This window comes from Okeania sp. SIO2B9, assembly GCF_010672505.1.
Classification (GTDB): Bacteria; Cyanobacteriota; Cyanobacteriia; order Cyanobacteriales; family Microcoleaceae; genus Okeania; species Okeania hirsuta.
The window spans coordinates 1-3,141 of the sequence record NZ_JAAHGK010000925.1; the positions used below are offsets into that span (position 1 = coordinate 1).

The window sequence follows — 3,141 nt, forward strand, 5'->3', positions numbered from 1 at the left end:
CAGTAAATTTCAGGATAGTGAGGTAAAGTTTAAGACTAATCTATAATTTTTATTCATTCCCTATTCCCTATTCCCTATTCCCTACTCCCTAAAATCAATAAATTTTGTATCTTATCAGCTAGAAAACTGCTGTCTAATACCATTTTAAAAAAAAATGTTACGAATAATTTGGCTGATTAAAAGATTTTATAGGAGATGTCCCTTGAACTAATATAATGTTCGGTTGAATACTTATAAATAACTGCTGTGAGGAGTCAGGAGTCAGGAGGAAAGAAAAGAGGAAAAGAGGAAATATTGGAGGAAAGTAAAGATAATTTCAGTATTTCTTTGGTACTGTTAGTCCTTAAATTTTATTTATCAAAATAATATGGGTCTAAAACCCCCCTTTTAAGGCGAAATATTTTTGGATAATTGCTCAAATCCCCGTTACAAAAAGAACTTCTGTACGTCGCCAATCCGGCGACTCCCCTATCTGACTTCTGACTTCTGACTTCGTTAAAACTGACCCGTCCGAGCATGATATAAAAAGATAATTTCTGACCTAAAAAATAATATTGAAGCCATTCATTCTGACTCCTGACTACTGACTCCTGACTCCTAAGAAGTAACCTAGTTATTTATAACAAATATTTATCAAACTGCTATAATAAACTATTAGTCTCAAATAAACGTTCAATTTTTGACGATTTGAATCTACAGTTCACAATTATATCCAAATAAATATGAGTCTGAAAAAGAAACCAAAAAATCCTAATAAGCGTCAGATAGGCAGTGCATTATTAATTTTGGCAGGTCTATTATTAACAGCATATTTATTAATGCCACGTCGTAAACCTCCTCGTGTTCCTTACAGTGTCTTTATTCAACAGGTAGAAAACGGACAGGTAGTGGGAGTTCAAGTAGATGAAGAAAAAATTTTATATCGTCTCAAAGGAGAAGAAGGTAAACCCGGACCTTTACTTACTACTACTCCAATAAATGACTCCCAACTACTTCAGCGTTTAGAAGATAATAAAGTTTTATTTCAAGCTGCACCACCTCAAAGTCGCTGGGTTGCTATTCTCTTAAACTGGGTAATTCCGCCTATCATATTAGTCTTAGCATTTCAGTTTTTTATGAATCGCGGTTCTCAAGGTGCTCTGTCAATGAGTAAGAATAAAGCGAAGGTTTATGTTGAAGGAGAATCAGATAAAATTACCTTTGCTGATATTGCTGGAGTGGAAGAAGCAAAGACAGAATTAACAGAAATTGTAGACTTCTTAAAATCACCTCAAAAGTTCACTGAAATTGGAGCCAGAATTCCTAAAGGTTTATTATTAGTCGGACCTCCTGGAACAGGTAAAACTTTATTAGCAAAAGCAGTGGCAGGAGAAGCAGGAGTAGCTTTTTTTAGTATATCTGGTTCGGAATTTGTAGAGTTATTTGTTGGTACTGGTGCTGCTAGAGTTCGTGACTTATTTAAAGAGGCAAAAAAGAAAGCTCCTTGTATTATTTTTATTGATGAAATAGATGCAATTGGTAAGTCAAGAACCAGTGGAAATTTTCACAGTGGCGGTAATGATGAACGAGAACAAACTCTCAATCAATTGTTAACAGAAATGGATGGTTTTGGTGCTGGAGATTTAACAGTTATTATCTTAGCTGCTACTAACCGCCCAGAAGCTTTAGATGCTGCTTTATTACGTCCGGGAAGATTTGATAGACAAGTATTAGTAGACCGCCCTGACTTATCTGGTCGTGAAGCAATTTTAAATATTTATGGCAAAAAAGTTAAATTAGGAGAAGATGTAGATTTACATAAAATAGCAGTGAGAACTTCTGGTTTTGGCGGTGCAGATTTAGCTAATCTTGTTAATGAAGCTGCTTTATTAGCTGCTAGAAATCAAAGGCAAACTGTGGCACAAAAAGACTTTGCTGAAGCTATTGAAAGAGTAATTGCTGGTTTAGAAAAAAGAAGTAGAGTTTTGAGCGATCGCGAAAAGAAAATAGTGGCTTATCATGAGGTTGGTCATGCTTTAGTTGGGGCGATAATGCCTGGTAGTGGTAAGGTGGAAAAAATATCAATTGTGCCAAGAGGAATGGCAGCATTAGGTTACACTTTGCAACTTCCTACTGAGGATAGATTTTTAAAAGATGAACAAGAAATTAGAGGGCAAATTGCTACTTTTTTAGGAGGACGTGCAGCGGAGGAAATTATATTTGGAAATGTTACTACTGGAGCTTCTGGAGATTTACAAAAAGCTACTGATTTGGCCGAACAAATAGTAACTACTTATGGCATGAGTAAAGTATTAGGACCTTTAGCTTATGAACGGAGTGGTAAAGGAGGATTTTTGGCGAATGGTGGGATTAATTCCCGTCGTTTATTGAGTGAAAAAACTGCTGAAGCTATTGATAATGAAGTGAAGGAAATTGTAGAGAAAGCTCATCAACAAGCTTTAGATATTTTGAACCATAATCGAGATTTGTTGGAAAAGATTTCTCAGCAAATTTTAGCACAAGAAGTGATAGAAGGTGAGGAGTTATATAAGTTATTAGGTCGGGCGCGATCGCCTTGGGAAAAGCAGCTTCATTTGAGCTAAGTAAAATTCTTAATGACAGGAATATTAAAGAGGAGATAGAAGCTTGGTTTTTGATAAACTGGGCTTTTATACTCATGTTATTTAGTTTCGCAAAACTACCAGAAGGAAAAAATAATAAACTATTTCAGAAACAGTTAATTTATTTTTTTTCCAGAAATCATCATAGTCTAAAAAAGTAATTAATTCGCCATTAGCAGCATCTATTCCTGCGTTGTAAGAAGCACCGCTACCTTTACCTAAAATATATTTGATATCTTTATAAGATTGAACAATGGATGTCGATCGCTCGACCGATAGTCAACTATAATTAACTCATAGTTAGAGTAAGTTTGTTATTTTACACTATCAACTTTTGATAAACTAATCAATCAGCCAGATTCACGCTTTCCACTAATGCCTTTTAAACTACTGCCCTCAACATGAGTTTGTAGAAGCATACGCATTTGTTCTGGTTGAATTTTTCTACGATAGTACAGGGTGTCAAAAGTATTGGTGTTTGCGCAGCATTCCGCAGGAAAAGTTTCTCGGCATTCAGAACAATAATATCGTGGACTTCCAC

Annotated in this window: 1 protein-coding gene and 2 pseudogenes; 1 reads left to right on the plus strand and 2 read right to left on the minus strand. The window is 35.4% G+C overall.

The features are described 5' to 3' along the window. The first annotated feature begins 722 nt into the window (after positions 1-722). A complete protein-coding gene (ftsH, locus tag F6K13_RS25530) occupies positions 723-2,582 on the plus strand; it encodes an ATP-dependent zinc metalloprotease FtsH (protein ID WP_124144170.1) in 1,860 nt (619 codons plus the stop codon). Between the two features lie 81 nt (positions 2,583-2,663). Here the strand turns inward: ftsH and F6K13_RS35420 are convergent. Next, a pseudogene (locus F6K13_RS35420) lies at positions 2,664-2,858 on the minus strand (glycosyltransferase); the annotation flags it as partial. A 92-nt stretch (positions 2,859-2,950) separates the two neighbouring features. Further along, positions 2,951-3,141, minus strand: a pseudogene (locus F6K13_RS25535) (hypothetical protein); the annotation flags it as partial.